This is a genomic window from Vibrio sp. HM8-C, assembly GCF_058630515.1.
In genome coordinates this window covers 1-23,965 of sequence record NZ_JBMMKS010000016.1, presented here as the reverse complement: position 1 = coordinate 23,965, position 23,965 = coordinate 1, and the positions used below count along the sequence as shown (strand labels likewise).

Annotated in this window: 22 protein-coding genes, 1 tRNA gene, 1 rRNA gene and 1 other RNA gene; 13 read left to right on the top strand and 12 right to left on the bottom strand. The window is 43.0% G+C overall.

Translation table 11 applies throughout. From position 1 onward, the window contains the following. Nucleotides 1–39: 39 nt before the first annotated feature. Nucleotides 40–300, bottom strand: a complete 261-nt coding sequence (locus tag ACOSVQ_RS16695; RefSeq protein WP_491983617.1) for an FAD assembly factor SdhE — start codon at nt 298–300, stop codon at nt 40–42. 167 nt (nt 301–467) lie between these two features. On the opposite strand from ACOSVQ_RS16695, the gene ygfZ reads away from it, so the two are divergent. The 3 genes from ygfZ (at nt 468) to ACOSVQ_RS16680 (ending at nt 2,714) form a co-directional block, all read left to right on the top strand. Continuing rightward, complete coding sequence (gene ygfZ / locus ACOSVQ_RS16690) at nt 468–1,436, top strand: tRNA-modifying protein YgfZ (RefSeq protein WP_491983616.1); 969 nt, start codon at nt 468–470, stop codon at nt 1,434–1,436. Beyond that, on the top strand, nt 1,426–1,908 hold the full coding sequence (locus ACOSVQ_RS16685) for an aminoacyl-tRNA deacylase (RefSeq protein WP_491983615.1): 483 nt from the start codon (nt 1,426–1,428) through the stop codon (nt 1,906–1,908). The genes ygfZ and ACOSVQ_RS16685 overlap by 11 nt, the downstream gene beginning before the upstream one ends. Nucleotides 1,909–2,507: 599 nt before the next feature. Beyond that, on the top strand, nt 2,508–2,714 hold the full coding sequence (locus tag ACOSVQ_RS16680; RefSeq protein WP_491983614.1) for a DUF1107 domain-containing protein: 207 nt from the start codon (nt 2,508–2,510) through the stop codon (nt 2,712–2,714). A gap of 107 nt (nt 2,715–2,821) precedes the next feature. On the opposite strand, the gene ACOSVQ_RS16675 is transcribed toward ACOSVQ_RS16680, so the two are convergent. Genes ACOSVQ_RS16675 through ACOSVQ_RS16665 form a run of 3 tightly spaced genes read right to left on the bottom strand, consistent with a single transcriptional unit; the run spans nt 2,822 to nt 5,834 of the window. Continuing rightward, nucleotides 2,822–4,051: an FAD-dependent 2-octaprenylphenol hydroxylase gene (locus ACOSVQ_RS16675; RefSeq protein WP_491983613.1), complete on the bottom strand. Its 1,230-nt coding sequence runs from the start codon at nt 4,049–4,051 to the stop codon at nt 2,822–2,824. Nucleotides 4,052–4,062: 11 nt separating this feature from the next. Further along, nucleotides 4,063–5,247, bottom strand: coding sequence for a 2-octaprenyl-6-methoxyphenyl hydroxylase (ubiH, locus tag ACOSVQ_RS16670; protein ID WP_491983612.1), 1,185 nt, complete (start codon nt 5,245–5,247; stop codon nt 4,063–4,065). 11 nt (nt 5,248–5,258) lie between these two features. Further along, entirely contained in the window at nt 5,259–5,834 is a 576-nt protein-coding gene (locus ACOSVQ_RS16665) for a YecA/YgfB family protein (protein WP_491983611.1), read from the bottom strand. A gap of 241 nt (nt 5,835–6,075) precedes the next feature. On the opposite strand from ACOSVQ_RS16665, the gene zapA reads away from it, so the two are divergent. The 5 genes from zapA to serA all read left to right on the top strand — a co-directional run bounded on the left by zapA (nt 6,076) and on the right by serA (nt 9,620). After that, nucleotides 6,076–6,384: a cell division protein ZapA gene (zapA, locus tag ACOSVQ_RS16660; RefSeq protein ID WP_491983610.1), complete on the top strand. Its 309-nt coding sequence runs from the start codon at nt 6,076–6,078 to the stop codon at nt 6,382–6,384. Between the two features lie 19 nt (nt 6,385–6,403). After that, nucleotides 6,404–6,587, top strand: a non-coding RNA gene (ssrS, locus tag ACOSVQ_RS16655) — 6S RNA. Between the two features lie 2 nt (nt 6,588–6,589). Then, a complete protein-coding gene (locus ACOSVQ_RS16650; protein WP_491983609.1) occupies nt 6,590–7,174 on the top strand; it encodes a 5-formyltetrahydrofolate cyclo-ligase in 585 nt (194 codons plus the stop codon). 309 nt (nt 7,175–7,483) lie between these two features. Continuing rightward, entirely contained in the window at nt 7,484–8,140 is a 657-nt protein-coding gene (gene rpiA / locus ACOSVQ_RS16645) for a ribose-5-phosphate isomerase RpiA (protein WP_491983608.1), read from the top strand. Between the two features lie 250 nt (nt 8,141–8,390). Beyond that, nucleotides 8,391–9,620, top strand: coding sequence for a phosphoglycerate dehydrogenase (serA, locus tag ACOSVQ_RS16640; protein ID WP_491983607.1), 1,230 nt, complete (start codon nt 8,391–8,393; stop codon nt 9,618–9,620). A gap of 124 nt (nt 9,621–9,744) precedes the next feature. On the opposite strand, the gene ilvN is transcribed toward serA, so the two are convergent. The 6 genes from ilvN to ACOSVQ_RS16610 all read right to left on the bottom strand — a co-directional run bounded on the left by ilvN (nt 9,745) and on the right by ACOSVQ_RS16610 (nt 17,309). After that, a complete protein-coding gene (gene ilvN / locus ACOSVQ_RS16635) occupies nt 9,745–10,239 on the bottom strand; it encodes an acetolactate synthase small subunit (protein WP_491983606.1) in 495 nt (164 codons plus the stop codon). Nucleotide 10,240: 1 nt separating this feature from the next. After that, nucleotides 10,241–11,962: an acetolactate synthase 3 large subunit gene (locus tag ACOSVQ_RS16630; RefSeq protein WP_491983605.1), complete on the bottom strand. Its 1,722-nt coding sequence runs from the start codon at nt 11,960–11,962 to the stop codon at nt 10,241–10,243. Nucleotides 11,963–12,378: 416 nt separating this feature from the next. Continuing rightward, complete coding sequence (locus tag ACOSVQ_RS16625; protein ID WP_491983604.1) at nt 12,379–14,181, bottom strand: AMP-dependent synthetase/ligase; 1,803 nt, start codon at nt 14,179–14,181, stop codon at nt 12,379–12,381. Between the two features lie 197 nt (nt 14,182–14,378). After that, a complete protein-coding gene (gene leuO / locus ACOSVQ_RS16620; RefSeq protein ID WP_491983603.1) occupies nt 14,379–15,338 on the bottom strand; it encodes a transcriptional regulator LeuO in 960 nt (319 codons plus the stop codon). A gap of 394 nt (nt 15,339–15,732) precedes the next feature. Beyond that, nucleotides 15,733–16,779 (bottom strand): MJ1255/VC2487 family glycosyltransferase, encoded by a 1,047-nt coding sequence (locus ACOSVQ_RS16615; protein ID WP_491983602.1) that lies wholly within the window; start codon nt 16,777–16,779, stop codon nt 15,733–15,735. After that, on the bottom strand, nt 16,776–17,309 hold the full coding sequence (locus ACOSVQ_RS16610; RefSeq protein ID WP_491983601.1) for a phosphatase PAP2 family protein: 534 nt from the start codon (nt 17,307–17,309) through the stop codon (nt 16,776–16,778). Before ACOSVQ_RS16610 ends, ACOSVQ_RS16615 begins: the two co-directional genes overlap by 4 nt. Nucleotides 17,310–17,806: 497 nt before the next feature. On the opposite strand from ACOSVQ_RS16610, the gene leuA reads away from it, so the two are divergent. The 5 genes from leuA (at nt 17,807) to ACOSVQ_RS16585 (ending at nt 23,583) form a co-directional block, all read left to right on the top strand. Further along, nucleotides 17,807–19,360 carry a 2-isopropylmalate synthase gene (gene leuA, locus ACOSVQ_RS16605; protein ID WP_491983600.1) on the top strand — a complete coding sequence of 518 codons (1,554 nt, stop codon included), beginning with the start codon at nt 17,807–17,809 and terminating at the stop codon, nt 19,358–19,360. 132 nt (nt 19,361–19,492) lie between these two features. Next, nucleotides 19,493–20,584 carry a 3-isopropylmalate dehydrogenase gene (leuB, locus tag ACOSVQ_RS16600; protein WP_491983599.1) on the top strand — a complete coding sequence of 364 codons (1,092 nt, stop codon included), beginning with the start codon at nt 19,493–19,495 and terminating at the stop codon, nt 20,582–20,584. Between the two features lie 78 nt (nt 20,585–20,662). After that, nucleotides 20,663–22,060 (top strand): 3-isopropylmalate dehydratase large subunit, encoded by a 1,398-nt coding sequence (gene leuC / locus ACOSVQ_RS16595; RefSeq protein ID WP_491983598.1) that lies wholly within the window; start codon nt 20,663–20,665, stop codon nt 22,058–22,060. A 17-nt stretch (nt 22,061–22,077) separates the two neighbouring features. Then, nucleotides 22,078–22,680: a 3-isopropylmalate dehydratase small subunit gene (gene leuD / locus ACOSVQ_RS16590; protein WP_491983597.1), complete on the top strand. Its 603-nt coding sequence runs from the start codon at nt 22,078–22,080 to the stop codon at nt 22,678–22,680. A 120-nt stretch (nt 22,681–22,800) separates the two neighbouring features. Then, on the top strand, nt 22,801–23,583 hold the full coding sequence (locus tag ACOSVQ_RS16585; protein ID WP_491983596.1) for a DUF547 domain-containing protein: 783 nt from the start codon (nt 22,801–22,803) through the stop codon (nt 23,581–23,583). 59 nt (nt 23,584–23,642) lie between these two features. Here the strand turns inward: ACOSVQ_RS16585 and rrf are convergent. Then, nucleotides 23,643–23,758 (bottom strand): 5S ribosomal RNA (gene rrf, locus ACOSVQ_RS16580). 72 nt (nt 23,759–23,830) lie between these two features. Beyond that, nucleotides 23,831–23,906: transfer RNA gene (locus tag ACOSVQ_RS16575), tRNA-Thr, on the bottom strand. Nucleotides 23,907–23,965 lie beyond the last annotated feature (59 nt).

The window sequence follows — 23,965 nt, the reverse complement described above, 5'->3', positions numbered from 1 at the left end:
GCGAATGCTAGGGCAGTATAGGAAATACGAAGTTCTAGCTTAACGAACTTTGCTGAGGTTATGAGCGACAATTTGATCTACGATGGCGGCATGCCCTAAATTTTCAGAGCGACCGTGTCCCATAATCCAAGTAAACAAATCAGGGTCATCACATTCCAACAACGACACAAAATCCTTTTGCTCAGTTTCGGTTAAGGATTCAAAGCATTCTTCAAAAAATGGCATGATGACAACGTCTAGTTCCAACATACCACGACGACATGCCCATTTAATTCGAGCTTTTTCTTCAGCGCTATACATCTACCTTTCTCTCTTTATAGTTATTCTGGCTAATCAAACCGTTAGTTTGGCTAAGTCTACCAATAGACGGATAAATCAACTAGGGTCTCAATCACAGTCCCAATCAAGCTGACAAAAAAACTTATCCGGATTACCATAGTTCAATATCGTTCACTATGGTGAGTATCATGGATTGGAAAAACACTTTCTCTCCCCTAAATATTAATGCTGATGACGTTTTGCCTGAGCTAATGCTCACACATCTAGCATCTTGGGGCGCTATTCAAATTGTGGGTACAGATGCAAAGTCTTACTTACAAGGGCAAGTTACCTGTAACGTAGTTTCTCTGGAAGCCCAGCAAATGGCTTTTGGTGCACATTGCGACGCAAAAGGAAAAGTTTGGTCTGTATTTCGTATTTTTCATCACAATGGTGGCTATGCGATGTTCCAACCACTATCAGCGATTGAAGCCGAACTACGAGAGCTTAAGAAGTATGCCATTTTCTCAAAAGCAGAAATAACTCAGAGTAGTGACGTCGCGTTAGGTTTGATTGGTGCTCAAGCTCAAGCTTGGATAGATGCACACACAGAAAGCCAAGATGATGTTCGCAATATTGAAGGCGGTACGGCAGTAAAAATTGACTCACAACGCTGGCTGCTACTCATCAATAGCGAACGTGCAGAGAAGCTTGCTAATACTATTGAAGTTACAAAAGTGGACGAGTCGCTTTGGACTCGATTCGAGATTGAGCAAGCTTACCCCGTTGTCACTCAAGCTGAACAAAACGAGCACATTCCTCAGGCAGTAAACGTACAAGCATTAAACGGTATCAGCTTTAACAAAGGTTGCTATACTGGACAGGAAACGGTAGCTCGCGCAAAATATCGCGGTATTAATAAGCGTGCGATGTACATTGTTAAAGGCAATATTGAATCACCGCTTGAAGACGTTGTGCAGCTAGAGCGCTCTGTTGGTGATAACTGGCGTTCAGCTGGCCAGTTAATGACTCACTATACTTTCGCAGATAACACTGCCATTGGTTTAGCTGTACTACCGAACAATTTGGAAGAAGAAACTGAACTTAGGTTAACCTCCCAACCTAATACTCGCTGGACGATCGAAGCACTTCCATATTCATTAAGTGATGACGAATAAAGTTCACGAGACCAAACTCACTCGATACTTAAATGATCAGCAAGTGGATTTTCACTTGCTGCATCATCAAACACCCGCAACAACCATTGAAGACGCAGCAAATCAACGTGGTATCACGCCAAGCCAAATGGTCAAGTGCATCTTACTTCGAGATATGAGTGGGCAACTTGCTTTAGCCTGCGCTCCCGGCGATAAAAGTGTCGACCCGAAAAAAGTTCGATCACTTCTCCAATGGCGGCGCATGACATGCGTAAATATGAAAGATGTCGAATCGATTACCGGTTACCAGTTAGGAACCGTGACACCTCTTTTGCTTAAAACACCAATGCCGATCATTTTTGACCATCAAATTTTACAGCACCCCGTTGTTACCATAAGTAGCGGCTCTTCAATGGCAGGTATCGCTCTCCAAACGCAAGACCTGATTAAGCTCATCCAACCGACCTTTGCACACATTCAGCGCGATGAATGACCGAAATTGATGCAACACACCACAATCAACAGTGATCAAAATCACACAAACAAAAATCACCAACTGAATTTTTACTCATTTAAGATCAATAAATAGTCATTCATTAAATTTTAAAGTAATCTGCCACCGTTGGTAAAAGCTCATTCAGAAGTGTGATTCTGGCTCTTCATAAACGAAGAGATTGGTCCTTCACCAACAAAAAAGTGAATCCACTGATAGTTTCAGGACATCCACTTTTTGTGTAATGCATCTGTGACTTTTGCCCGCGTTGTCTTTGCGGGCACTTTTTTACAGAAAGCTGGCATGTATTTAGCATACTTATCAATCAAAATATTGAATATGGAAATGTAAATAGGATTTTTCTTAAAAGTGTCATATTCATCTGGCTCAATAAGCTCGCCAGAAAACCATGAGTTCCATTGTTAATTTTCATTTGAGGCTCGGGTCACACTTATTAGGATATTTATCCAATTTTTTGCATAGAACCACACATTAATATAAATACGTCAGCGAAAACTGCATAAAGCACCATTTGAGTCACACTTACTTTATGACTGTTTGAATATACTAAAGGTGCTGAAAAACGTAAGGATCGAAGTATGAGACTGTTTAAGCGCTATATGCCTGGAATGATTGCTAAACACGTTAGTCGTCTTTTTAAGGGAAGAATTTATATTTACGGAATTGGGACATTTGAGTTTGATAACGGTAAGCTGATTTTGCCTGAGCGAGCTGAGCATCGACATTTCCAAACCGTCAAAGAAGTGAACCTAGAAATTAAAAGATTACGTTGCGCGTACGCTTAAACATCACTTCAGCTCAAATCAAAGTGTATAGAATTTAAAAGGGTTGGCATTTGCCAACCCTTTAACATATCAGTCGTTTTGTCCAACTCTTGGTAACTCTGAATCCACTAGACCATCGGCTGCGCGTTATTCACTTTCGCCAAATCAGGTAGATTGCCTTTCAGCCCTAAAGCTCGTTTCATGATCTCATCTTTAGCGCCAGGTAATTGACCCGCTAAACGCATACCAATCCCGCGAATCAGTTTTTTCGCCGGATTATTGCCGTCGAATAAATCTTTAAACCCTTGCATAGCGGCAATCATCTTTGCCGCCTCAGCTTTACGCCAACGCTCATAACTACGTAAATTGCGCTTGCTACCGATATCTTCACCTTGCTTCCAAAGTTCAATAACTTCTTGAGCTAAACTGGCAGCATCTAGGAACCCTAGATTCACCCCTTGACCAGCAAGTGGATGGATTGTGTGCGCAGCATCGCCAACCAACGCAATGCGCTCAGCAACAAAGTCTCGTGCATAACGCATCTTGAGTGGGAAAGCACTGCGTTCGCTTACCACTTTACACAGCCCGAGTCTTGAATCGAATTCCGCGGTCAGTGTTTTATTAAACTCGCTGTCACCCATAGCCACTAACTGTTCAGCACGGTTTGGATCAGTCGACCAAACAATGGAACTCATATGTGAGTCGCTGAGCGGCAAAAATGCCAAAGGACCTAATGGAGTGAATATCTGGCGAGCGACTTGCTGGTGTGGTTTATGAGTATGGATATTTGCCACAACGGCGCTGTGCCCGTAATCCCAATGAGTGAGAGGGATATCTTGCTGTTTACGAACCCAAGAATTTGCTCCGTCAGCACCGACGACCAACTTGGCAGTCAGAGTCTGACCATTGTTCAGTGTTAGCCACGCTTCACTTTCACCAATCGCTAATTTTTCACAGCTAGCAGGCATAAAAAGAGAAACATTGTCTTGCAGTTTCACTTGGTCAAGCAACGACAGTTGAATGACTCTGTTTTCAACAATATGGCCTAAATCAGGCTGAGTGAGGCTGTTTGCGTCAAATTCAATACGAGCAAAACTGTCTTGTTCCCACACTTCCATCGCTTGGTATGGCGCGGCTCTTCTCATGGTAATGCCTTGCCATGCACCTAAGTTTCTAAGAATCACTTCACTTGAACGGCTTAAAGCAGACACTCGGGTATCAGGCTGTTCTCCTAATCCTTCATGAGGAAGGCTACCTTCAATAACTGCAATTCTTAAATCGGTATGCTTAAACGCGGCCGCCAAAGCAAGGCCGACCATTCCGCCACCAACAATTGCAATATCCACACTTCGCATCATATTCGAGTACCCTATCGATTAACCACACCTAAGGTGCGGCGTAGCAGCGGTGTTTTTAGCATAGGAATGTGATCCATCGCTGCTAATCCTAAATTTCTTCCAATACGCAGAGCTAGCCAGTCATTTGAAAACAGATGAACCAGACTGGAAGTTAACGTAATCGTTGCTGATCTATCGTTGTCACGTCTGCGCTTAAATTGTGTCAGAAGTCGGTAACTTCCGACATCTTCAGAGTGAACAATCTCTTCCGCTAAACTGGCGACATCACGAATACCTAAGTTGAAACCTTGCCCTGCAATAGGATGTAGCGATTGCGCTGCATTCCCTACAATGGCAAAGCGATGAGAGATATTCTGCTCTCGATATCTTAATACCAACGGATACGCGCTTCTTGCCCCAGTCTTCTCCAACTTGCCTAAACGCCAACCAAATTCAGATTGCAATTGATTGAGAAAAACTTCGTCATCATAAGCCATCACTTCATCGGCTTTGTTTGGAGGTAAACACCAGACTAAGGACATTCGATTACCACTCATCGGTAATAAAGCAATTGGACCATGGGAGGTAAATCGCTCAAATGCTCGTCCTTGATGTTGCTCAGCTGCAACAACATTGGCGATAACAGCGACTTGTTCAAAATCGTGTTCCTGCAATGTCAAACCTACTTGTTCACAACAGGTTGATACTGCGCCATCTGCCGCTACTAGTAGCTTAGCTTCTATTTGCTCGCCGTTGGATAAAACCGCTGTGACTTTATTGATGTCACGCTGAACGTTTTGAATACTTTGCGGACAAAACATTGTAATGCTGGCTGTATTTGCCATTTTCTCTGCGTAAATTCGTCCGACATCGGCCAGTTCAACCACATAACCCAAAGCATTAACCGCCACCTCTTGTCTGGTGATGTCTGTCATTCCAGCATGGTAGCGATCCGAGACATGAATATGATTGATCGGCGTTGCGACAGATTGGAGATCTGTCCAAAGTCCAAATCGTTGCAGGATTTGAATGGTTCCGTAAGACAGGGCTATCGAACGAGCATCAAAACCGGGGTGCTGCTGATGATCTGCTTGATAAGGTTCTACTACCGCAACAGACAGACGTCCTTCACTGAGCTGATGCAATGCTAGAGCCAATGTAGCTCCAGCCATAGCACCACCAGCAATAATCACATCAAACGATTTTACTTGGCTCACGATCCTTGCCCTTAGTGAATAGTCGGCGCTTTATCTTGCTCAGGCTTAATACCCAACTCAGCATGCAAAAGTAGGACACAGGCTTTCACATGTTCCAGAACCTGTTCTAAGAGCTGCGCTTGCTCTTCCAAATCATCATCTTCATCGATGCCTAATTTGGTAATTTCTTCGAGGTCTTCTAATGCTTCTTTTGCATCGGAAGAAGCTTTATTGATTGCTGCGCCCGCCAATCCTAGGCCCGAAATAAAGTGGTTGACCCAGTCAGCTACGCCATCAGCAAAATCAAACAGTGCTTCAGCACCATCACCAATAGGAAGCACTAGACTCAGTTCCATACTGGTATCGGTTAACTCTGCATTGGTTGCAACAAGTAACTGTTTTGCCAATTCAAGCGCTTTAACCGGCCAACCCATACCATCATTGGTGTAATCAAAAATGAGGGGCTGCCAGCTGTCATCTTTCAAACTTAAACCACCAGCCAACATACCGGTCAACAGACCGTGTAGCTCAGCTGGATTTACGCCTAACGATGCTGACTTCAGCTCGCCAGATAAAATGTCATAAGTTGGAAAAGTAATGTCGCTCATAAAGGGCTCATATTCAGAAAAATAAGCCTAATCCTATCACTTCAACATCCGTGCGAAAACGCTCAAGTTACCAATTGTGGCTAGCTTTTACGCAAATTGACTAAGAACTGAGTTTTCGCTGCTCATTTTTGAGAGATAATCGGGAAAAGCTTGAATCTTCCGAGCGCTTTACCTATAGTTTCCCCCACGATGGTCACTTGAGAAGTATCATCTTTGGCGATATGAATAGAGTTCATTTATCATGAGTAATCAAGCGGTTGACGTTGAAATTTTAGGTAAAGTGACACGGGTAAATTGCCCAGCGGGTCAGGAAGACTCACTGGTAAATGCAGCCATAGATCTTGACCGACGATTAAAGGAAATGGCAGACCGTACGAAAGTGACCAATGAATTAAAGTTGTTAACTATCGCGGCGTTGAACATTTGCTATGAGTTACACACTTATCAGCAGCAAAACAATGGTCAGCAGCAAGAAATCAGTGAACGTATGGAAAAGCTCACCGTTTCTCTAGAAGAAGCTCTCAATAAAGTAACGCTAGAACGTAGCTAAACGTTCACCATCTAAAGTATTTACCCTGGGGTGTTTGTCAGTGGATTTAAGTCCCCGAGCCGATAAGCAATACCCAAGGATTAGTACTTAGTAGCTATTGAGCAAGCTTGGCTCGTACCGAGAAGCCTACGGCTACCATTGCTGATCCGCCTTGAACTCGCTGGTTCAAGGGCCACAATCTACGACGGCACTCTGGGGTTCCCTAATGTTGTATTCACGACAAGAACTAAGAAAACTCATCCGCGACAAACGCAATCAACTTGCCAGTGATGTTCAGTTTCAGGCGAGCCAAGATCTCATTCAGCGATTTTCTACTCTTCCCGAATTACAAACATGCCAACGAATTGCTCTTTATCTTTCAACCGATGGTGAGCTGGATACCCAACCATTAATCGAATGGCTTTGGTCGCAAGGTAAAAGTATTTACCTGCCAGTCTTACACCCCTTTTCTGCTGGTCATCTGCTGTTTTTGCACTATCAGTCAGACACGCCAATGACCTTCAACAAGTTTGGTATCCTTGAACCTAAGCTAAACCAAACTCTTGTGTGTCCAGTCAAAGAGCTCGATCTTATTTGCACTCCCTTAGTGGCTTTTGATTCTCATGGACATCGATTAGGTATGGGTGGCGGTTATTATGATCGAACCTTAGAGCCTTGGTTCAAAACGGCTAAAGGCGCTTCACCTATTGGCTTGGCTCATGACTGCCAACATGTGGAAGATCTGCCAACAGAAGAATGGGATGTGCCTTTGCCGAAAATCGTTACTCCTAGCCAAATTTGGCAGTGGTAATGATCGTATTTAACGCCTATTGAGCCAAACATCACTGAAGTGACGCTATACCCAAACTACTTGGAGTTGCAGGTAGGCGGCAAGTGAGTGAATCCCCATGAGCATAGATAACTATGTGATTGGGGTGAACGAACGTAGACAACACCCCTACTGCTTCAAGTAGGAAGGGGATAACTTCAATTATTCGGAAACCGAAGTACATCTCTCAATCTTTTGCGTATATAATCCCGCGCACGCTAACGTTTATACAAAACATACAGCTTTCACTTAGAAATCAAGTTTTCGCAAAAATCGTCTCAGGAGATGGGCATGACTCAAGATGAAATGAAAAAAGCTGCCGGTTGGGCTGCACTTAAATACGTAGAGAAAGGCAGCATTGTCGGCGTTGGTACTGGTTCAACAGTGAATCACTTCATCGATGCTTTGGGTTCAATCAAAGATGATATTAAAGGGGCAGTATCAAGCTCTATTGCTTCAACAGAAAAACTAAAAGGCTTAGGCATTGAAGTTTTCGATTGTAACGATGTCATGAGCTTAGACATCTATGTTGATGGTGCCGATGAAATCAACGCACAACGTGAGATGATCAAAGGTGGCGGCGCAGCGCTTACTCGTGAAAAAATCGTTGCAGCCATTGCAGAAAGATTTGTTTGTATCGTTGATGACACTAAAGCTGTTGACGTACTAGGCACATTCCCGCTTCCAGTTGAAGTGATTCCAATGGCGCGTTCATACGTTGCTCGCGAACTGGTTAAACTTGGTGGTGATCCTGTTTACCGCCAAGGCGTTGTAACCGACAACGGTAACGTGATTCTTGACGTTCATGGTCTAAAGATTACTCATGCAAAAGACCTAGAAGCGAAAATCAATGGTATTGCTGGCGTTGTGACAAACGGTCTATTTGCTATCAGCGGAGCAGACGTAGTAATCACAGGTACTCCTGAAGGCGCAAAAATCGAAGAATAATTCTGAAAAACACACATTTTTCGTTATTTGATTACAAACGGCACCTAGGGTGCCGTTTTTGTTGCTTTTCCACTAAGAAAATTATGCCTTATTCCGTAATTTTCTTACCCAATCACAAAAAAATTTGATAACTTAGTGGTCAGAACAAACTCAACGAAAACGTTTGCTTTTTAAATTTAGATTAAGAATTGTGTAGTTCGCTCGATGTTTCACACATCAGCCCTCCCTTTCCATTTTAAGGACGAGAATAATGGCCAAAGTTTCACTGGAAAAAGAAAAAATTAAGATATTACTTCTTGAAGGGCTTCACCCATCTTCGGTAGAAGTTCTGCAAGCTGCTGGCTACACCAACATCGAATACCACAAAGGTTCACTAGAAGAAGATGAACTGATTGAAGCAATCAAAGACGTTCACTTCATTGGTATTCGCTCCCGTACTAACCTGACAGAAAAAGTGATTAACGCAGCTGATAAACTGGTAGCGATTGGCTGTTTCTGTATCGGTACAAACCAAGTAGATCTTGATGCTGCCGCTGCTCGCGGTGTTCCAGTGTTCAACGCACCATTCTCAAACACTCGTAGTGTTGCAGAACTTGTTCTGGGTGAAATCCTACTTCTACTACGTGGCATCCCTGAAAAGAACGCACTTGCTCACCGTGGTATTTGGAAGAAGAGTGCCGACCATTCATACGAAGCTCGTGGTAAAGCGCTTGGTATCATCGGTTACGGTCACATCGGTACTCAGCTAGGCATTATTGCTGAAAACTTGGGTATGCGTGTTTACTTCTACGATATCGAAAACAAGCTATCACTAGGTAATGCGACTCAAGTTCACACCATGAGTGAACTGCTCAACAAATGTGATGTTATTTCTCTTCATGTTCCAGAAACGCCTGAAACTAAGAACATGATGGGTAAAGCGGAATTTGATCGCATGAAGCCGGGTTCAATCTTCATTAACGCAGCTCGCGGTACTGTGGTTGATATTCCAGCATTATGTGACGCCATGGAGTCAGGTCACTTATCTGGTGCTGCGATTGACGTATTCCCAACAGAACCAGGTTCAAACAAAGAAGCATTTGAATCTCCGCTAATGAAGTTCGACAACGTGATCTTAACTCCTCACGTCGGTGGTTCAACTCAAGAAGCTCAAGAGAACATTGGTATTGAAGTAGCAGGCAAACTAGCGAAATACTCAGACAACGGTTCTACACTTTCAAGCGTGAACTTCCCTGAAGTATCTCTACCTGAGCATCGTCAATGTTCGCGTCTATTGCACATTCACGAAAACCGCCCAGGTATTTTGACGCAAATTAACACCATTTTTGCTTCAGATGGCATCAACATCGCTGCTCAGTATCTACAAACAACGGCAAATATCGGTTATGTAGTTATTGATGTTGAAGCAGAGCGTTCACTAGAAGCTCTAGACAAACTGAAAGGCATCGAAGGCACTATCCGCGCACGTATCCTTCACTAATCCTTCAGTGACACACAAAACTGAGAGAGACTAAAACTAACCACCAGCAAATACTGGTGGTTAAGTTATAGAAAACAAAAAACCAGCCAATTGGCTGGTTTTTTGTTTAATTGAGTTTCAATGATTAGCTGCGAAGTGCTCGCTCACCACGTGCGATACCAACAACACCACTACGGGCTACTTCAACGACTTCTGTCACTTCCGCCATAGCTTGAATAAATGCATCAAGCTTCTCGCTAGTACCTGCCAACTGAACTGTATATTGAGATGCCGTGACATCCACAATTTGACCACGGAAGATATCTGTTGTGCGATTCACTTCTGTGCGAGCAAAACCTGTTGCTTTCACTTTAATCAGCATCAACTCACGTTCAATGTGATCGCCCTCTGTCACTTCCTGAACTTTAAGCACATCAATCAACTTATGCAGTTGTTTTTGAATTTGCTCAAGCTGCATTTCTGTGGATGTTGTTGTCAGGTTTAAACGGGACAAAGTGCCGTCGTCTGTTGGTGATACGTTTAAGCTCTCAATGTTGTAACCACGTTGAGAAAACAGACCAACTACGCGAGACAAAGCACCAGGTTGGTTTTCCATCAATACTGAAATAATGTGTCTCATCTTAGGTTCTCTCCGTTTTGCTCAACCACATTTTATCCATACCCTCGCCTTTAATTTGCATTGGGTACACGTGTTCAGTTTCATCTACATTGATATCGACAAAAACCAATCGGTCTTTCATATCGAGTGCTTTTTGCAGGCCGGCTTCTAGCTCGTCAGGCGTGTTGATACGAATACCAACGTGACCATACGCTTCGGCAATTGCTGCAAAATCCGGTACTGAACTCATGTAGGAGTTAGAGTGTCGCCCTTGATAAATAATGTCTTGCCACTGTTTCACCATTCCTAGGAAACGGTTGTTCAGGTTGATGATTTTCACTGGAATATCGTACTGAAGTGCTGTTGATAGTTCCTGAATATTCATTTGAATACTACCGTCACCCGTTACAACCACCACTTCTTCTTGCGGCATCGCAAACTTAACACCCATACCAGCGGGTAGACCAAAGCCCATTGTTCCTAAACCACCAGAGTTGATCCAACGACGAGGCTTATTAAATGGATAGTATAGTGCGGCAAACATTTGGTGCTGACCAACATCTGACGCTACGTAAGCATCGCCATTAGTCAGTTTAAATAAAGTTTCAATTACTTGCTGTGGCTTAATGCGCTCACTTGATGTCTCATAAGACAAGCACTTGCGCTCACGCCACACTTGAATTTCACTCCACCAAGTATCAATCGCTTCCACATCGTTGCCACCCTCTTGTTCACCAAGAAGCTGTAGCATTGTTTCCAATACTTGGTCTGCAGAACCTACGATTGGTAGATCAACTTTTACGTTTTTGGAGATAGACGATGGATCGATATCGATGTGCATGATCTTCGCGTTCGGACAGTATTTCTCCAAGTTATTGGTGGTTCGATCATCAAAACGAACACCGATACCAAAGATCAGATCCGAGTTATGCATTGCCATGTTTGCTTCGTACACGCCATGCATACCTAGCATACCCAACGCATTTTTATGGGTACCTGGGAATACACCCAATCCCATTAAGGTACTCACCACAGGCAAGTTCAACTTTTCAGCAAGTTGAAGTACTTGTTCGTGAGCGCCAGAGATAGACGCACCACCACCCACATACAGCACTGGTTTTTTCGCTTCTAATAGTGCTTTCAATGCCTTCTTGATTTGCCCTTTATGACCAGAAGTCGTTGGGTTGTAAGAACGCATCTTGATTGATTCTGGATAATGGTATGGAAGCTTAATTTGCGGATTCATTACGTCTTTTGGTAGGTCGATCACCACAGGACCTGGACGACCTGTTGACGCAATGTAAAATGCTTTTTTGATTGTTTCAGGAATATCTTCTGCTTTCTTTACTAGGAAGCTGTGCTTAACGATCGGGCGAGATACACCAACGATGTCACACTCTTGGAAAGCGTCATTCCCTATCAAGTTCGTCGCTACGTTACCTGAAATTACGATCATTGGGATCGAATCCATGTAAGCCGTTGCAATACCTGTTACGGTGTTTGTCGCACCAGGGCCAGAACACACTAGCACCACACCCGGTTTACCCGTTGCACGCGCATAGCCGTCAGCCATGTGGGTTGCAGCTTGCTCATGACGAACAAGTACATGCTTTATTTTTTCGGTTTTTTCGTGGAGGGCGTCGTAGATATCAAGTACTGAACCACCTGGGTAGCCAAAAATTTGTTCTACGCCTTCTTCGATCAGAGACTGAACGACCATCTCTGCGCCGGATAACATTGCCATATTTTCTCCTTACCAGAATCCTGTTCACACGGTCGGTCAAAAGGTCTGGTTTTACATAGTCTAGGGCTTATTCGTAGCCTAATTCGAAAACTTTCCGCTTTCAGCTATGTCCTGCTTTTGTCATAACAAAAGCTAAGGTAACGCAACAACTTTAACCCTTTCTTAGCATTAGGTCTAACCACGAATTTGTTCATTTCTCGGCGATATATTGCAGAAGCTTATACAACAAGTATCAACCGTTATGTCGATGCAATGATTTAGAGAATAGTTTTATAACAACCATAAAAAACGGTACAAAATTTTATCAACCATTGAGAAATCTTCTCAGCTCCATACCCCAAAAGACCAGATATAAAAAATCCCCAGTAAGAACGAATCTTACTGGGGATCGATAACGTTGAATCAGTATCTAAAAGTTACTTTTTCTTCTCTTGATACATCTCTTCGATTTCATCTTGATAGCGAGTGTTAATAACTTTACGACGCAGCTTCTGCGTTGGTGTTAACTCGCCTTCATCCATTGAGAATGCTTTCGGTAACAGTTTGAATTTTTTCACCTGTTCGAACTTAGCTAAACCATGCTGAAGTTCATTGATACGCTTTTCAAACATTTCAATCACTTCACTGTTTTTTAGCAGTTCTAAGCGATCGTGATATTTGATATTCAGCTCTTTAGCATGTTCTTCTAACGCATCAAAACAAGGAACAATCAACGCCGATACAAATTTGCGGGTATCTGCGATGACTGCGATTTGTTCAATGAAATGGTCTTTACCAATTGTTCCCTCAATCACTTGAGGTGCGATGTATTTACCGCCCGATGTTTTCATCAGCTCTTTGATTCGGTCAGTAATAAACAGGTTGCCATGTTCGTCAATGTGTCCGGCATCACCCGTTTTTAAGAAACCGTACTCATCGAACGTATTCGCTGTTTCTTCTGGCATTTTGTAGTAGCCGCGCATCACCATTGGGCCGCGAACCAAAATTTCATTGTTTTCGCCAATTTTAACTTGCGCACCCGGCATAGATAGGCCAATAGAGTCTGGGTTAAAGCATTTATCATCCCAGCAAGAAACCGTTGCTGTTGTTTCTGTCATGCCATAACCAAGCTTCACGTTTATACCCATAGCATGGAAAAAACGGCCGATGGTTTCATCAAGCTTCGCACCACCACAAGGCATAAAGTTAATTCGGCCACCAAGCAATCCACGTAGCTTAGCTAGCACAGCTTTGTCGGCAATTGCGTGACATTGAGTTAGTAGCCAAGACGGTTTGCGGTGTTCCTGATGACAAACAGCCATCTTCGCACCCATGTTCACAGACCATGTAAACATCACTTTGCGAATGAAAGAGGCTCTAGCCACTTTTTCGTGAATAGCAGAGAAAATCTTCTCGTAGAAACGAGGAACCGCACACATGACCGTCGGGCGAACTTCACTCAACGCTTCACGAACATGAGAGACATCATGCAGATAACAGTTGGTTGCGCCTTTATAAAGCACATAGAAAGTCCACGCTCGTTCAAATACATGAGAAAGCGGTAGGAAGCATAACGAAACATCATCTTTGCTCAGATTAAGACGCTGATCATGCCCCTCAAGCTGTGAGCCGATATTGCGGTAGTCCAGCATTACGCCTTTTGGCTGTCCCGTTGTGCCAGAGGTATAGATTAGTGTAATCAGATCTTCAAAATTGGCTTGTGACAGACGAGCATCCAGTTCGTGACGGTCAGACTCTTGGCCCATCGCCATAAACTGTGACCAATGAATAGCACTATCGAAATCTTTAAGATCAATGCCATCATCCATTGCGACGATAAGCTGAAGCTGTTCACACTGTTCAAAGATGCTTAAAGCGATGTCATATTGTGGCTGTTCACCAACAAATAGAATTTTGACATCCGCGTTTTGTAAGATATAAGCAGACTGATCGGCAGTATTCGTTGGATAGATAGGAACGGTTACCGCTCTTAATTGCAGTGCGGCAAAATCCGTAATGGTCCATTGAGGGATATTATTGGAAAAGATACCAATTTTATCCTGTACGCCAATATGCTGTGAGAGTAACGCTAATGACAACGCATCCATTTGCTGCCCAAATTGCGTCCAACTAATGCTTTTCCATGCATCCCCTACTTTGTGTTTCAGGGCACTACGATCGCCGTTGTGAGCAACTTGCTCACGAACACGTTTAACGATATGAAAATCTAAATTAGTCATCTATCTACCTATAGCTTACACCTGTAAGCTTAAATGAGCGCACAAGTGTACCTTTAGAACTACAAAAGGCAACTGACAAACATCAAACTTATGGAATATTTTAGACGCAACGAACAATAAAAAAGCCTTGGATTGGTCTCCCATCCCAAGGCTTTTATTTAACATCCTGTTTTACATCATTAACGTGCGATAAGAGCTTACTTACGAGCAATCACTTCACGGCAAATCATCATTAACTGGTCACGTAACCAAATGTGACCGCGGTCCTTTTCGCTAGACTCGTGCCAGCTCAAGTAACCACTGATTTTCGCGTTATCAAATGGGAAGTCTAGGATTTGTAGCATATCTGCATTTGCTACATTCTCTACGATCCAGCGAGGCGCTACAGTCACTAGTTCAGATTGACCTACTACGTACAGAACATTGCTTAGGCTTGTACCTTCGTAGCTAGATGAACAGTACAAATCTTGATAAGCCTGCTCTGCAAAACTGCGCTGACCATGAATTTTGGACAGTTTAGCGTGTTTCTCTTGCATCAACTCATCACGAGTTACACTGCCTTGAATACGTGGGTGAGATTTAGCAGCAACAACCACTAACTCATCTTGGAACAGCTCGGTGCTTGAAAAACCCTGACCATCAAAATGTGCGTAGTCGATAACAAAGTCAGTATCTTGGTAACGCATACGCTCTGCTAGCATACGATCAAACTCCGCATCCAGATGTAGCTGAATACTTGGCGCAATTTCATGGATAGTTTCCATGATCTTCGGTGCGAAACGAATATCACATGGACTACAAATAGCCAGCTTAAATAGGCGGCTTGATGTTTCAGGCGCAAACACAGAACTTGGTAGTTCATTACGGATTAATTGAAGCGCTTGGCGAATTGGGCCAAACAACTGACGAGCACGTTGGGTAGGCTGAATACCACGACCTTGGCGCATAAACAGTTCGTCATTAAACATCACTTTAAGACGAGCAACTGCATTACTCACCGCTGGTTGTGACATACCAAGGTTATGAGCTGCACGAGTAATGTTTTGCTCTTGCATTACAGCATCAAAAACCGTCAGTAGGTTTAAATCGACACCACGTAAAACGCTTTCCATACGATAACTAGAAATGGCTCCCATGCCGCCGTTTTTATCTAACATTCGCTATACCTCTAAATTCATCTACTCAATCAAATATCAAACATTCGTTAGCGAATAGATAACCTGTACTTTTAATATTGGTTATTTGGATATTTCCAAGCTTGCATTAACTATGATTCATTCGTTTGCCGAATAGCAATAGCATTAAGGAAAAGTCAGATTTTTTGATGCCATAAAGAGGAATTTACTTACAAATTTCTAGTGTTTTCATGTCGTACAGACGTTATAAAAAAAGATAAATCCGAAATGTAAAATACAGCTCCATAAATATAAAAACATTCACATTAACTATGTTTTAAATAATTAAAATGGAAACGATACAGAATCGTTAAATAATAATTGCAGCTATGAAGCTGCAAATATTATTTAAACTGAATATCTGATTTCCGATGACTTAGTTGACGGATGCGTAGCTGGGAAAATCCACCTGCTGCCACAACCCTTCACACAAATCTTGTTGATTAGACCAATTCCCTTGCAGTACCCACTCAACAATGGCTTTGGCCACATTTGGGTAGACCACTCGCTCTGCTTGTTTTTCATCTAACCATTTACTGACTGCTGAAGCATCGAGAAAATCCATAGCAGAAGCTAAGCCGAGAGTTTCCAATGTGGCTACATTACTTTGCTGTTCAAATTGCCCCATTAACGGCTTAAGCAATAGCTTCTTTCCCAGCGAGAGAGCCTCTGAAGGCAATTCAAATCCGCCATTTGCAATCACACCATCACAACGGTGAAGATGATATTGAAAACTGCTGTGGCACAACGGTCTCAACTCGACGTTTTCCACCGTTTCAGATTCGATGATTTGCGGGTGATAGCAGATAAATGATTTGTTTACGAATCGGAATAACAGTTCACATATCTGTTCAACATCTTCAAACGGCAAGTAAACAAGGATGAAGTCTTGGTTAAGCATGTCCTGCGCCATGGTATGAACAATTGGAGGCAGTATAGGTTGATCAAAATGATACCAATGCAAACCGAGGTTATAATTCGCTGGTGCAAAACGCTGCATGATTTGCTTATCTAGCCAGCTCGCACCTTTTAATGGTACTGGGTAGCGAAATGCATTTTGATGACTGATACCGATCACTTCCTTCTTTTGGTGTTTTGCCGCCCATGCAGACACTGGTTCAAAATCATTTAAAATAAGATCGTATCCAGACAGATCTAACTGTCTAATTTCTTTCATTAATTGTAGAGGACTATTATTCAGTGCGGTTTGCGTGTAGTTCACTCTGCCTTTATCAAACACAAACGTTAAGCCACGACGTGTTTGGTAATCACCAAAACTCTCCATAGAGAAAAACTTATGGCTTTCTCGACCAGAAAACAGAAAGTCCACTTTCGTATCGGTATCCTTAAACGCCTCACTCATTGCTCGAGCGCGGGCAATATGACCATTCCCAGTACCTTGAACACCATACAAAATCTTCAAACATTCATCTCCAGTAACTGCATTGAAATAGTTGCGCAGCTGGCGCCCAAGATGGCTCCAATAATGACATCCGTTAAGAAATGCACCCCGAGCAAAATTCTCGCACTGCCAATCAACGCTGCCCACATAAAAGCAACGCCATAACCATCTGGATAAAACTGGCTAATCAAAGTTGCCATCACAAAAGCTGCTGCGGTATGCCCTGACGGAAGGCTGTATCGATCAGACGGCGTGATATAAGCGGTTAAGACAGGAGAAAGCTCTTGTGGGCGACGGCGCTGGAAACTGTTTTTCAACAACCAATAAAGAGGCAGTTCAATCGCAAATGCCACTAAGCCGGCTGCTAAAAAGTTTGAGCCGTGGCTGCCACCAATAGCCCACGCAAGCACACCAAAAAGTGCATATAAATGGCCATCTCCAGTATGGGAAATCGCTTTACTGATTCTTGCAACAGGTTGATTGAACCTGTGCTGTAGGCAAAGCATTGAAAAAGCTAAATCAAACTTTGCAATCGGCTTGATGGTTTTCATGACATACCCCTATTTTCAATCGAAAATGCTTCAAATCGAAATGTTCCTACATCCAAACTAAAAGCATTAGATTGCAAATCCGTGACTATTTGTTTGTAAATGGATGACAGTTAGTCGTAGTCAGCCGATATTTTTATTTACCTTAGGCTTACAATTCCGTTCAGTTTGGTTACATTAGAGAAGTGCAATACACAGCAAGCTGTTGATTTTTGCCTTGTTGACGGAATAACTGCTCCGATATGAACAAAAAAACAACTTTGGGGTTGACGTGCTCGGTTGAGTACGGTACTAATTTGTTAATTCAATTTTGTGGATGTTAATAATGACAACTCGTTCTTCTCTGCTCCTGAACCTGCTCCTTATCGTGAATCAATCGCGCGGGTAATGAGTGGACGGAAAACACCACAACAGATTTACAAGAACCCGCACGAGATGCGGGTTTTTTTATAACTAAATTCAGGAAGTAAACGATTAACTCTTCGAGGAAGGAAGCAAACATGAACGATCAGGTCATCATATTCGATACAACTTTGCGCGACGGTGAACAAGCGTTGTCAGCAAGCCTAACGGTTAAAGAGAAGCTGCAAATCGCATACGCACTGGAACGCTTAGGTGTTGATGTGATCGAAGCGGGCTTCCCTGTTTCCTCACCGGGTGATTTCGAATCAGTACAAACCATTGCGAAACACATCAAAAATAGCCGTATTTGTGCGCTTTCACGTGCCGTTGTGAAAGACATTGATGCAGCAGCAGAAGCGTTGAAAGTTGCTGAACAGTTCCGTATCCACACCTTCTTAGCAACCTCAACCATTCACGTTCAAGACAAACTACGTCGTAGTTATGATGATGTAGTAGAGATGGCGGTTAAAGCAGTGAAACATGCTCGTCAATACACTGACGATGTAGAGTTTTCTTGTGAGGATGCAGGACGTACACCAATCGACAACCTATGTCGTATGGTTGAAGCTGCAATTAATGCTGGTGCACGCACAATCAACATTCCTGATACTGTAGGTTACACAGTACCAAACGAATTTGGTGGCATCATTCAAACCCTATTTAACCGTGTCCCTAACATCGATAAAGCGATTATCTCTGTTCACTGTCACGATGACTTGGGTATGTCTGTTGCCAACTCAATCGCTGCGGTACAAGCAGGTGCTCGCCAAATTGAGGGAACCATCAATGGTATCGGTGAACGTGCAGGTAACTGTGCTTTAGAAGAAATCGCTATGATCATTAAAACTCGTCAAGAGTTCTTAGGTGTTCACACGGGTATCAAGCATGAAGAAATTCACCGTACCAGCAAATTGGTTAGCCAGCTTTGCAACATGCCAATTCAGAGCAACAAAGCAATTGTTGGTGCAAATGCGTTCAGCCACTCATCAGGTATTCACCAAGATGGTATGTTGAAAAACAAGAATACCTACGAAATTATGACGCCTGAGTCTATTGGTTTGAAAAATCAAGCATTGAACCTAACCAGCCGTAGTGGTCGTGCTGCAGTTAAGAGCCACATGGAAGCGATGGGTTACAACGAAAACGAATATAACCTAAATGCTCTATACGAAGACTTCTTGAAGCTTGCTGACCGTAAAGGCCAAGTGTTCGACTATGATTTGGAAGCGTTGATGCACTTCTCTAATCTTCGTGATGAAGATGACTACTACAAATTGAACTATCTAAGTGTTCAGTCTGGTAGTGTTATGGCGACAACCAGCGTAAAAATGCTATGTGGTGACCAAGAAAAATGTGAAGCGGCAGTTGGTAATGGACCAGTAGATGCTTTATACCAATGTATCTACCGCGTAACTGGCTATGACATCGTATTAGACAAGTTTGACCTAACAGCTAAAGGCGAAGGTGAAGATGGTCTAGGTCAAGCAGATATCATTGCGAATTACAAAGGACGTAAGTACCACGGTACAGGCGTATCAACAGATATCGTTGAAGCCTCTGGTCAAGCGCTATTGCATGTCATCAACAGCATCCATCGCGCAAACCAAATTGAAGAAATAAAACAGAAAAAGAAAGTTATTGCTGGCGTTTAAATAACATTCTATCCAAGCAACTTGGAGTTACAGGCAGGTAAATCTTTGTATTACCGCTGTATCTTCCAGTTAAAAGGATTCCCAGCAAACACAACATTGAACGAATATTATCAAAATTAGTGAAGGACTCGCATGACAGACAAAACTTATAAGATTGCCGTATTACCAGGTGACGGCATCGGCCCAGAAGTAATGCAACAAGCACATAAAGTACTTGATGCTATCGAACAAAAACACAAGTTAACTTTCGTGCGTGAAGAACATGACGTAGGCGGCATTGCGATTGATAATCATGGCTGCCCACTTCCTGATAGCACATTGAGTGCTTGTGAAGAATCCGATGCTGTACTTTTCGGTTCTGTTGGTGGTCCAAAATGGGAACACCTTCCACCTAATGAACAACCTGAGCGTGGCGCTCTTCTGCCATTACGCAAACACTTCCAACTGTTCTGTAACTTGCGTCCAGCACAAATCCACAAAGGGTTAGAAGCATTCTCTCCTTTACGTGCTGACATTTCTGCTCGCGGTTTTGATATTGTCGTTGTGCGTGAATTAACTGGCGGTATCTATTTTGGTCAACCAAAAGGTCGCGAAGGCGAAGGCGCGAACGAAAAAGCTTTCGATACCGAGGTTTATCACCGCTTTGAAATCGAACGTATTGCAAAGATTGCTTTTGAATCTGCTCGTTTACGTCGTAAGAAAGTCTGTTCTATCGACAAAGCCAACGTACTTCAAAGCTCTATTCTATGGCGTGAAGTCGTAACAGAAATTGCTAAAGATTACCCAGATGTTGAGTTATCACATATGTACATTGATAACGCGACAATGCAGTTAATCAAAGACCCATCTCAGTTTGACGTAATGCTATGTTCAAATATATTCGGTGACATTCTTTCTGATGAATGCGCAATGATCACTGGCTCAATGGGTATGCTTCCTTCGGCAAGTATGAATGAAAGCAAGTTTGGTCTGTATGAACCAGCGGGCGGCAGTGCTCCTGATATCGCAGGTAAAAACATCGCTAACCCTGTTGCACAAATTCTTTCAGCTGCATTGATGCTTCGCTATAGCTTAGGTGAAGAAGCCGCAGCACAAGACATTGAAGCAGCAGTGGGTAAAGCTCTATCAGCGGGTGAGTTAACCGCCGACCTATCAGGTAGCAAACCAGCACTGACGACTTCGCAAATGGGCGACAAAATCGCTGAATACATTCTTAATTCATAATAATTAATACTCTCGCCAGCCAGTGGTTTACAACAAACTACTGGCTTATCAAGGAGAGCGAGACAAGGAAGCAAACACATGGGCAAAACACTGTATGAAAAAGTCTACGACGCGCACGTTGTCGTTGCCGCGGAAGGCGAAAACCCAATTTTATACATCGACCGTCACTTGGTTCATGAAGTGACATCTCCTCAAGCGTTTGATGGCTTACGTGAAAAAGGACGTAAATTACGCCAAGTAAGCAAAACCTTCGCTACCATGGATCACAACGTATCGACCACAACTAAAGACATCAATGCATCGGGTGAAATGGCTCGTATACAGATGCAAACGCTAGCGAAAAACTGCGAAGAGTTTGGTGTAACCCTTTACGACATTAACCATAAATACCAAGGCATTGTGCACGTAATGGGCCCAGAGTTGGGTATTACTCTACCGGGCATGACGATCGTTTGTGGTGATTCACACACCGCAACTCATGGCGCATTTGGCTCACTAGCATTTGGTATCGGTACGTCTGAAGTTGAGCATGTAATGGCAACTCAAACGCTAAAACAAGCTCGTGCAAAGACCATGAAGATTGAAGTCAAAGGTAAAGTAGCGCCAGGTATTACTGCAAAAGACATCGTTTTAGCCATTATCGGCAAAACTACAGCAGCCGGCGGTACTGGCTACGTAGTTGAATTCTGCGGTGAAGCGATTCGCGATCTTTCTATGGAAGGTCGAATGACGGTATGTAACATGGCCATCGAGCTTGGTGCAAAAGCGGGATTAATCGCTCCAGACCAAACAACATTTGATTACATTCAAGGTCGTAAATTTGCGCCAACAGGCGCTGATTGGGATGCGGCTGTTGAGTACTGGAAAACTCTAAAAACAGATGAAGACGCTAAGTTCGACGCAGTTGTAACGCTAGATGCAGCAAGTATTCGCCCACAAGTCACTTGGGGTACTAACCCAGGCCAAGTTATTGCTGTTGATACACCAATTCCTTCACCAGAATCTTTCAGTGATCCTGTAGAGCGTGTCTCTGCTGAAAAAGCACTGGCTTACATGGGATTAGAAGCAGGCAAAATGTTGTCTGATTATAAAGTAGATAAAGTCTTTGTAGGCTCTTGTACTAACTCACGCATTGAAGATATGCGCGCTGCTGCCGAAGTTGCGAAAGGTAAGAAAGTCGCATCACACGTACAAGCTTTGATTGTACCGGGCTCTGAACAAGTAAAAGCGCAAGCAGAAGCAGAAGGATTGGATAAAATCTTTATCGAAGCTGGCTTTGAATGGCGTTTACCAGGCTGCTCAATGTGTTTAGCAATGAACAATGACCGTTTAGGTGCGGGAGAGCGTTGTGCATCAACCTCAAACCGTAACTTCGAAGGTCGTCAGGGTCGTGATGGCAGAACCCATCTAGTAAGTCCTGCGATGGCGGCAGCGGCAGCAATTGCTGGTCACTTTGTCGATATTCGTAACAACTAAGGATAGAGGAAATATAAATGGCAGGTTTTCAACAACACACAGGCTTAGTTGTTCCTCTTGATGCAGCGAACATCGATACCGATGCAATTATTCCTAAGCAGTTTCTACAGAAAGTAAACCGTACAGGTTTTGGTAAGCACCTTTTCCATGACTGGCGCTTCCTTGATGATGCAGGCGAACAGCCAAACCCAGATTTTGTAATGAACAAACCTCGTTACAAAGGTGCAAGTATTCTTCTAGCACGCGAAAACTTTGGCTGTGGTTCTTCTCGTGAACATGCACCTTGGGCACTTGCTGACTATGGCATTCAAGTCATGATCGCACCAAGTTTCGCGGACATTTTCTATGGCAACTCAATCAACAACCAAATGGTTCCTGTTCGCCTAACAGAACAAGAAGTTGACGAAATTTTCCAATATGTTCAAGCAAATGAAGGCGCACTGGTTACTGTTGATCTTGAAAAAATGCTTGTAACGGCAAATGGCCAAGAATACAGATTTGAAATCGACGAGTTCCGCCGCCATTGTTTGCTTAATGGTTTGGATAACATCGGTTTGACCTTGCAACATGAAGCTAAAATTGCAGAGTACGAAGCTAAAATTCCTTCATTCTTAAAATGATGAAATAAACAGTGGGTTGCTGAAAAGCAGCCCTTTTTTTCGTGAATTACTTTTTATCAATGAAATATAGTAGCTTTCATAAAGGTCTAATTGTTCAGATACCCTTTAACGATAATCTATATGAAAAGACTCTTAGCATTTGCACTTATTCTAATCTCACCTGTTTCATTTTCTGCTCCTAAGTCAGAATTATGGACGTATTGGAATGTCAGTAATGAACAAAGTCGTACAACCGTACCCCATCATAAATGGCAAACAATCCTAGACCTATACCTCGTGTCACAGGGTGAATACACCTTATTTAAATACGCTCATGTCGCAGATACTGACAAAGAAAAGCTAGATGAATACCTATCAGCTATGTCTCAAACTGACCCTAGAGAGTTAAATAAAAAAGAGCAGTACGCATATTGGATAAATCTCTATAACGCCCTGACTGTACGTTTAATTCTCGATAACTATCCGATTACGTCGATCACGAAAATAGGCCGCTGGTTTAGCTTTGGCCCATGGGATGAGGAAGTTGCCAATGTGGCAGGGAAAGCACTCACACTCAATGATATAGAACATCGCATTTTAAGACCTATCTGGAGCGATCCAAGAACGCATTATGCTGTGAATTGCGCAAGCTTAGGATGTCCCAATCTACAACCAAACGCTTTCACTTCAGAGAACACAGAAATGCAATTAGAAAAAGCAGCGAAGGAGTTCATCAACAGCAACAAAGGTGTTTCTTTGCAAGATGGTCGCCTGACTCTTTCTTCTATCTATGATTGGTTTGCAGAAGATTTTGGTAACCGAGCTCAATTGTTTGAGCATCTAAGCAAATACCGAACAGGAGTAAGCCTGCATCAAGGAAATATAGAGTATGAGTACGACTGGCAACTGAATGAGAAGAAGTAACTGTCGTTGCTTGCAGATATGAAAAAGCCCCTGTATTTCTACAGGGGCTTGGAAATAAAGCCTAGCGATGTCCTACTCTCACATGGGGAAACCCCACACTACCATCGGCGCTATTGTGTTTCACTTCTGAGTTCGGCATGGAATCAGGTGGGTCCACAATGCTATGGTCGCTAAGCAAATTTTGTGACAGCTTTTAACTTTCATCTTTTCTAAGATAAAGACAAACTTACAGTGCGTGTCAAATACATGGTGCTGATACCCAGAATCGAACTGGGGACCTCATCCTTACCAAGGATGCGCTCTACCGACTGAGCCATATCAGCGAGAAACTATGTCTCTGAGACTAAAAAAGCCCGTCGTTAGACGGGCTCTTTTATAAATT

Excerpts from the sequence above, each read along its gene's own strand:
- leuC (WP_491983598.1), top strand. The coding sequence starts at position 20,663 with ATGGGCAAAACACTGTATGAAAAAGTCTACGACGCGCACGTTGTCGTT.
- rpiA (WP_491983608.1), top strand. The coding sequence starts at position 7,484 with ATGACTCAAGATGAAATGAAAAAAGCTGCCGGTTGGGCTGCACTTAAA.
- leuB (WP_491983599.1), top strand. The coding sequence starts at position 19,493 with ATGACAGACAAAACTTATAAGATTGCCGTATTACCAGGTGACGGCATC.
- serA (WP_491983607.1), top strand. The coding sequence starts at position 8,391 with ATGGCCAAAGTTTCACTGGAAAAAGAAAAAATTAAGATATTACTTCTT.
- leuA (WP_491983600.1), top strand. The coding sequence starts at position 17,807 with ATGAACGATCAGGTCATCATATTCGATACAACTTTGCGCGACGGTGAA.
- ACOSVQ_RS16650 (WP_491983609.1), top strand. The coding sequence starts at position 6,590 with ATGTTGTATTCACGACAAGAACTAAGAAAACTCATCCGCGACAAACGC.
- ACOSVQ_RS16625 (WP_491983604.1), bottom strand. The coding sequence starts at position 14,181 with ATGACTAATTTAGATTTTCATATCGTTAAACGTGTTCGTGAGCAAGTT.
- ACOSVQ_RS16630 (WP_491983605.1), bottom strand. The coding sequence starts at position 11,962 with ATGGCAATGTTATCCGGCGCAGAGATGGTCGTTCAGTCTCTGATCGAA.
- ACOSVQ_RS16675 (WP_491983613.1), bottom strand. The coding sequence starts at position 4,051 with ATGATGCGAAGTGTGGATATTGCAATTGTTGGTGGCGGAATGGTCGGC.
- ACOSVQ_RS16610 (WP_491983601.1), bottom strand. The coding sequence starts at position 17,309 with ATGAAAACCATCAAGCCGATTGCAAAGTTTGATTTAGCTTTTTCAATG.
- zapA (WP_491983610.1), top strand. The coding sequence starts at position 6,076 with ATGAGTAATCAAGCGGTTGACGTTGAAATTTTAGGTAAAGTGACACGG.
- ilvN (WP_491983606.1), bottom strand. The coding sequence starts at position 10,239 with ATGAGACACATTATTTCAGTATTGATGGAAAACCAACCTGGTGCTTTG.
- leuD (WP_491983597.1), top strand. The coding sequence starts at position 22,078 with ATGGCAGGTTTTCAACAACACACAGGCTTAGTTGTTCCTCTTGATGCA.
- ACOSVQ_RS16685 (WP_491983615.1), top strand. The coding sequence starts at position 1,426 with ATGACGAATAAAGTTCACGAGACCAAACTCACTCGATACTTAAATGAT.
- ACOSVQ_RS16585 (WP_491983596.1), top strand. The coding sequence starts at position 22,801 with ATGAAAAGACTCTTAGCATTTGCACTTATTCTAATCTCACCTGTTTCA.
- ACOSVQ_RS16680 (WP_491983614.1), top strand. The coding sequence starts at position 2,508 with ATGAGACTGTTTAAGCGCTATATGCCTGGAATGATTGCTAAACACGTT.
- ACOSVQ_RS16695 (WP_491983617.1), bottom strand. The coding sequence starts at position 300 with ATGTATAGCGCTGAAGAAAAAGCTCGAATTAAATGGGCATGTCGTCGT.
- ygfZ (WP_491983616.1), top strand. The coding sequence starts at position 468 with ATGGATTGGAAAAACACTTTCTCTCCCCTAAATATTAATGCTGATGAC.
- leuO (WP_491983603.1), bottom strand. The coding sequence starts at position 15,338 with ATGTTAGATAAAAACGGCGGCATGGGAGCCATTTCTAGTTATCGTATG.
- ACOSVQ_RS16665 (WP_491983611.1), bottom strand. The coding sequence starts at position 5,834 with ATGAGCGACATTACTTTTCCAACTTATGACATTTTATCTGGCGAGCTG.